This is a genomic window from Puniceibacterium antarcticum (assembly GCF_002760615.1).
Taxonomy (GTDB): domain Bacteria; phylum Pseudomonadota; class Alphaproteobacteria; order Rhodobacterales; family Rhodobacteraceae; genus Puniceibacterium; species Puniceibacterium antarcticum.
The window spans coordinates 21,879-28,718 of sequence record NZ_AWWI01000134.1; the positions used below are offsets into that span (position 1 = coordinate 21,879).

At 59.0% G+C, this 6,840-nt stretch carries 4 protein-coding genes and 1 pseudogene; 1 reads left to right on the top strand and 4 read right to left on the bottom strand.

Annotated elements, in window-relative coordinates:
- Positions 1-82: 82 nt before the first annotated feature.
- Positions 83-1,285, top strand: a pseudogene (gene uxuA / locus P775_RS20330) (mannonate dehydratase); the annotation flags it as partial.
- A 477-nt stretch (positions 1,286-1,762) separates the two neighbouring features.
- Here uxuA and repC read toward each other — a convergent pair.
- From repC to P775_RS20350, 4 genes are all read right to left on the bottom strand, one after another.
- Positions 1,763-2,974: a plasmid replication protein RepC gene (repC, locus tag P775_RS20335; RefSeq protein WP_099912704.1), complete on the bottom strand. Its 1,212-nt coding sequence runs from the start codon at positions 2,972-2,974 to the stop codon at positions 1,763-1,765.
- Between the two features lie 214 nt (positions 2,975-3,188).
- Entirely contained in the window at positions 3,189-4,118 is a 930-nt protein-coding gene (locus P775_RS20340) for a ParB/RepB/Spo0J family partition protein (protein ID WP_099912705.1), read from the bottom strand.
- Entirely contained in the window at positions 4,102-5,295 is a 1,194-nt protein-coding gene (gene repA / locus P775_RS20345; RefSeq protein ID WP_099912706.1) for a plasmid partitioning protein RepA, read from the bottom strand. The genes P775_RS20340 and repA overlap by 17 nt, the downstream gene beginning before the upstream one ends.
- A 149-nt stretch (positions 5,296-5,444) precedes the next feature.
- Positions 5,445-6,608: an ATP-binding protein gene (locus tag P775_RS20350; protein ID WP_099912707.1), complete on the bottom strand. Its 1,164-nt coding sequence runs from the start codon at positions 6,606-6,608 to the stop codon at positions 5,445-5,447.
- Positions 6,609-6,840 lie beyond the last annotated feature (232 nt).

Sequence of the window (6,840 nt, forward strand, 5' to 3'; positions counted from 1 at the left end):
CATACCAGTCAAGAAATAATTTGACAGGATGAGTTCAGCAGTCCTTCAGAGCCTGCTCAAGTGCTAAAACGAGGAGTGAATGATGCGGCAAACGTGGCGATGGTTTGGTCCGAATGATCGTGTGAACATCGACGACATGATGCAGGCCGGGGTCGAAGGTGTCGTCTCAGCGCTGCACCACGTACCAACCGGGGCCGTCTGGACGCCGAAGGAAATCCATCAGCGGCAGTCCCAGATCGCCACCCGCCGCGATGGCCGCCCCTAGGCACTAAGGTGGGAGGTTGTTGAGTCCCTGCCAGTATCCGAGGATATCAAGAAGCAGAAGGCCGCATGGAAAACCGATATTGCCAACTGGAAGACGTCGATGCGCCACCTCGCCGACGCGGGTATTTCCGTCATCTGCTACAACTTCATGCCCGTGCTGGACTGGACCCGCACTGATTTGGCATGGGAGCGGCCCAATGGTGCCCGCTGTATGCGCTTCGATCTTATAGACTTCGCCGCCTTCGATATTCATATTCTGAAGCGTCCGGCCGCCGCCGATGACTTCCCCTCTGATGTGGTCGCCGCTGCAGCGCAGGCTTTCGCCGCAATGACCGATTCACGTCGCGAGCAATTGGCCGGAAACATTGTGTTCGGCCTGCCAGGGGCCGCCGAAAAGTTCACTCTGGATGATGTTCGCTCTCATCTCGCGGAATATGCACATATTTCGGAACCGCAGTTGCAGGGGCACCTCGTTGATTTCCTCTCTGAGGTTGCCCCTCTTGCTGAAAGCTTGGGAATGCGCTTGTGTTGTCATCCGGACGATCCGCCGTTCCCGTTGCTTGGTCTGCCCCGCATCATGTCGACGCAGGCCCATTATCAGACCATCCTCTCTGCCGTTGACGTGCCTGCTAACGGTGTCACGCTGTGCACAGGCAGCCTTGGCGCACGTCCCGACAACAACCCTGTCGAGATCATGAAAGCACTCGGGGATCGTGTCCACTTCCTGCATTTGCGCAATGTCACTATCGAGGGCACAGCGCTGATGAACTCGATGTTTGAAGACGAACACCTGAATGGTCACACTGACATGATCGCAATGGTTGGCGCTGTAGTTGCAGAAGAGAGGCGTCGCAAAGCAACCGGTCGGACCGATTGGTCTATCCCGATGCGGCCCGATCATGGCCAGAATATCCTCGACGATCTGGGTCGATCCGCACAGCCGGGCTATCCTGCGATTGGACGGCTCAAGGGCTTGGCTGAATTACGCGGTGTCTACCGCACATTCGAGTATCAACTGCTGGCTGCAAGCAATCCCTTGGGAAAGTGCAAGTCTGCGCCTCACAGGACTATCCAAGCGTTATGCCGAGACGCACTAGGGCGGTTGAAATGAAATGCGTCACGATTCCGATCGTGACGCATTTTTGGAGTTACAACCAATACCCAAGACCTCCTCTACATATATCACCGCCGCTCGCGCTTTCTGCGCAAAGGCTGATTTTCACCAAAGTGGCAAACTTTTCGTTTTAGCAAGAGCATCTCCCTGTCCGGCACCTTCGTCATTCCAAGGACATGGGGCGCTTTCATTTAATATCAGACCTACTCTTCGCCGCTGAAGCAGGTCTTGATGTGCGTCGCGCGAGGCTCCCTTTTGCACATACCATGGCTTCCAAATCTTATGCTCTGGTCATGTTAGCCATTTGCATCCTGAAACTTAACAGCTGTTAAGTCTGATCCATGGGGTGGCATGGTGCGGTTGATGCAGTCGACTTACCAGCTGTTAAGCGGCATTTCGTCTCCCAATCAGCGCCATGACCATCGGTGTCGAAGAAAACTCACCCGCCAAAGCCTTTTTCGCCAGTGCCCGCAGGTAACCGCCGGGGGATCGAATCTCTGTAAATCGTTCGAGCATCGCCGCAAGCGCGATAGAGGCCTGTTCCGGACCCATTGCACACTGCGCGTCTTCCCAGACATCAATCCCGATTCCCATGGCGGGCCGCACATGGCAGGCCGCATCAAACAGCTGATGCCAATGGCGGATCTCCCCCTGATAAAATGTCTTCAAAGACGGACATCCTGATACGACAAGCTGCAGTGGGATTTTTGGAATGCGTCTGGTATCAGGTTCAACTGCGCATTCCTCTGCATTTCTGGGTTTACCATCCCTCGCGACAAGCACTGGCTTGGCTTTTCCCAAGTGCGATTCAGAATCTATAGACTCTTTATTTGTATTCTGATGGTGACGCTCATCTTGGGCATCACTGGTGACCAGTTCCTCCGTTTCATGGCCGTCAATGGTTGTGCGGGCCTCATCAAGAAGGGCTTCAAGCTCGCAGCGATATTGCTCAAGTTCGTCAGGGGACAGCTTGCGGCGCAGGGCACGGGCGGTCAGGGCGGCAGCGTCACGCATCCGGTCCCACAGGCCAAGGCCTGGCTGCATCTCTTCACCGAACTCCACCAAGGCGGCAAGGTCACGTCGCATCAGGCTCACAATCTCCCTCAGGCGGCGGACGCGCTCCTCGGTCTCCCTTACGGCCTCTGCCGCCCGGGCGATCTCTTCAGCGCGGGCATAAAGCGGGGTCAGATCAAAGCCAAAGGCGATCCGCTCATCGCCATGCTTGCGGCTGTAGCGTTTTCCGTTGGGACTGTCGCGACGCAAAAACAGCCCTGCATCCACCAGCCGCGCAAGATAGCGCCGCATGGTCGAGCAGGGCATGCCATTGAGCCGGTCACAGATCGCTTTGTTCGACGGAAAGACAACCATCTTCGCGCCGTGCTCCAGCGCATCATGCGGAAAGAAGCTCAGCAGCCCCTGAAGGACCGTCAGATCGCGTTCGGTGATTCCAAAGGCGGCCTGTGCCTTGGACAGCTCGCGCAGAAGCTCCCATTTGTTGATGGGTTTGCCGGGCAGGGATGCCTCTGGCGTCTCAATCACGCGCAAATGGTCGTGCGTGATCCGCCGTTTGAACGGCGAAATTGGGGTGTACTCCATGAAATCTGTCACGAAGGCAAAATTCTGGGACCCGCGAACAGCTTTACGCTTGCGGGGTAGGGGCCAGAACGCTACATTCAGAGGTGCGAAAACTGAGATTTGTAGCGGGCTCTGTCCGTTGCGAAACCCAACAAAGGTCTCGTGAAGCTTGCTTCTCGGGGCCTTTTCTTTTTCTGCCTGTCTCGTGCCTCCTTTTTTGTTGTGTTGCTCTGCCTCAGTCTTCTGAACGCTTCCAGCGCTCATGAAGCTCGGTGATCAGCAGGGGGGCATTGCCCTCAAGCCAGCTGACAAATTCTTTTTCCTCGGCCTTCAGGTCAAGCTTGAGTTGCTTGCCCCGCCGACCCGTCGTGACCGTGGCGGCGCCAACGCCGGGGATCTGCACGGCGGCGTCCACCCTGGGGGCGGATGACCCGGCAGACCCCGGCTGTTGCGCCGCCGCCAGCACGGCAAGAAACGCCCGGTCAGATGTCTCGTCCATGCCACCAGACTGCGATGTCTTGGCCTCAACCGCCACAGCGACCAGCTGATCACGCTCGACCCCGGCAGCCCCCATGGATTTCTTCAGCTCTTCCCAACGCGGCCGCCCGATACCCGGGGCCGCACCAATGGCAAGGACAAGGTTCTCGCCAACGGTGCGCACAACGCTCAGCAGCTGCGAAACCCCCGCCTCGGTCAGGTTCAGCACCTCGGCCACACCCTTGTTGGTGCGCTCGGCCTCGTTCAGATGATCGCCCTCAAGCAAGGCAGCAGCCACCAGCGCGCGCTCCACAAAGCTCAGGTCGCGGCGTTCCTGGTTCTCAAGCAGCTGATCGCGCAGCGCCTGATCCCCCTCGACCTCGGTGACGATGGCGCGGACCTTGAGGCCAAGTTCCCGACACACCTCAAGACGGCGCCGCCCATAGATCAGGGTATAGCGATCCCCGTCCAGGGGCCGCACAAGGATGGGCACCCGCTGACCGTTCTTGGCAATCGACGCTTTCAGACTTTCGATCTCGATCTGGATCCGGTCATCAAGCCGCCCGGTGGTTTCAATCTGCCCCGGATCAATCTCGAAAATACCACCGCGCAACCGACGCCCCTCAAGAGCGTCAGGCGCGTTGCGAAGGGTCTGCAAGGGCAGGCCGAGTTTAGGCTTTCTTGCCATTGCGTCCCCACGTGGTTTGTACGATCGCCGCGATCTCGTCATTGACGGCGTTCATGGAATCGATAGCGCGATCAAAGGTTTGACGCGTGAAATCCTTGCGGTCCGCTTCATAAAGCGTCTGCTTTGTCAGCCCGGCATCAGAAATGGCGGTGGATTCAACCATGTGGTTGGTCAGAACCGACCGCCCGAAAAGCCCGCGGATAAAGGCGATGACCTCGGTCTGCGGGGCATCACCCACCTTGTATCGGGTCGGCAGAAACCGCAGCCAGTCAAAGCGCAGGTTTGCGCCGGCGTCCCGGATGACACCCAGCAGGTCCGCCGTCATCCGCAGGAACTGCGACATCGACATGAGGTCCAGCATCTGCGGATGCACGGTGACCAAAACGCCTGACGACGCAGACAGTGCGGACATGGTCAGAAAGCCCAGCTGCGGCGGGCAGTCGATCACGACCACGTCGTAATCCGCCTCAACACTGTCCAGCGCGTCGCGCACTCGGGCAAAGAAGGCCCGCGCGCCGCCCCGCTGGATCGCGGCAGGGGTCTCGTGTTCGAATTCCATGAGTTCGAGGTTGCCGGGGATAAGGTCAAGCCCGCGAATATAGGTCTTGCGGATCACCTCTGAAATCGGGACCGGATCGTCATAGCGCACCGCATCATATAACGTGCCACCCTCCATCAGGTCGATTTCGGGCTGGATCCCGTGCAGCGCAGAAAGTGAGGCCTGCGGATCCAGATCAATCGCAAGCACCCGATATCCCTTCAGCGCCAGACGCTGCGCGAGGTGGGCAGATGTTGTGGTCTTGCCCGATCCGCCCTTGAAGTTCACAACCGATATGACTTGTAGATCGTCGCCATCTCGACGCCCGGGCACATAGGTTCCCGGCTTCTTGGTCGTCACTTCCAGGGCGCGGCGGATGTCCCAGATATCATCAAGCGTATAGCGACGGTGGCTGCCTGCTGTCGTTTCGACATCGGCGATCTTTCCCTCTCGATGAAGCTTGCGAAGGTATGTATGATCCACCCCAAGCAGCTCAGCCGCCTCGCCGCTGGTCAGGCTGCGCATGACCTTTCTGGCGTCCGGGGGAAAATGGGCCGCGCGCTGTGCATGCAGATTCGATGCAAGCAGCTCCGCGTAACGGCCGATGGCGATATCCAGGTCCTGCTCAGCGTCGCTCATATCTGTCCCGATTCGTGGGCGCGTTTTTTATGTGACCGCGCGTTATTTTTCGAGACTATGACCCGGGCGACCGGATTCGTGCAAGCGCTTTTTGAATTTACAGGCTTTTTCGGCTCAACCGCGACATCTATAGCCCTCCGCCGATGGCTTTACAGCGCCCGCAGCTTGGCAACGGCATCAGCCAGCGGCATCGCACGCAGCCCCTCACCAACGGGCACGTCGCGCGCACCGGCATAGACCAGAATTTTTGTGTCCGCCTTGATATCTTCTACCGCCAGATGAAAGCCCCGCGACACCTTGGGGCTTGTGGTGCGCTTGATCTCGATGGCCCAGATCTCATCGCCGGGCAGCCGCAGAACAAGGTCAAGCTCGGCGCCGGCCGCAGTCCGGTAGAAAAAGGGCAGGGTGCCTGCGGGGGCAGCGGCGATAAGCGTCTCGATACAAAATCCCTCCCAGCTTCCCCCGACCACCGGATGCCCCAGCAGGCTCTCGGGTGACTCAAGGCCAAGCAGCGCATGCACAAGGCCGCTGTCGCGGACAAAGACCTTGGGCGATTTGACCAGCCGCTTGCCGACATTTTCGTGCCAGGGTTGCAGACGTCGCACCAGCATCAGATCCACCAGCAGATCCAGATAGCGCCCGATCGTCTGCCCCGACACGCCCAGACCCTCGGCCAGCGCGGCGGCGTTCAGCAACCCGCCCTGCGCATGGGCCAGCATCGTCCAGAACCGGCGCAGCGTGGTGGCCGGAATGCGCGGACCCAGCGCCGGAATGTCACGCTCCAGATAGGTCCGCAGAAAATCGCGGCGCCAGTCCATGCTGGCCTGATCGCTGTCGGCCTGAAAACTTTCAGGGAACCCGCCCCGCAGCCAGAGTTCGTTCAGCCGGTCGCCCCCGACCTCGTCCAGCAACAGCGGCGGCATCTCGATATAGCGCACCCGCCCGGCAAGGGATTCTGCCGATTGATGCAGCAGCACATTCGACGCGGAGCCAAGCAGCAGGAACTGCCCCGTGCGGACCCCCTTGCGCCGCCGCATGTCGATCTGCCCGCGCAGGCTCTTGAACAGGTCGGGCATCTGCTGAACCTCATCAAGGATCACCAGCTTGCCCACCTGTTCGTCGAGATAAAGATCGGGCTCTGTCAGGATCCGCCGGTCGCCCTCGCGCTCAAGGTCAAGGTATACAGAGGGGCGCTGCTCCCCTATGTCCAGCGCAAGGGTGGTCTTGCCAACCTGCCGCGGCCCCAAAAGGACAACGGCCGCTTGGCTTTCAAGCGCGGACAACACGATCTGATGGGTGAGGCGTTGATACATACCTTGTAATTACGCTATGAGGTGGAAGATTTACAAGGCTATTTTACGCAAACAGAGTGTTCCCAGTCCTGAATGGTCAGCGCTGTCAGCGCGTCGGCTCGCGCCGGCAAATGTCACGATCCGTCCCTTCACGGCTGGCAGACAGGCGGGCATGAATGTCGTGCAGACTGGCGCGGCCTTGTTGCACAAATCCTGCGTGGGATTCACTAGGTTAATCCAATGTGGTAACTGA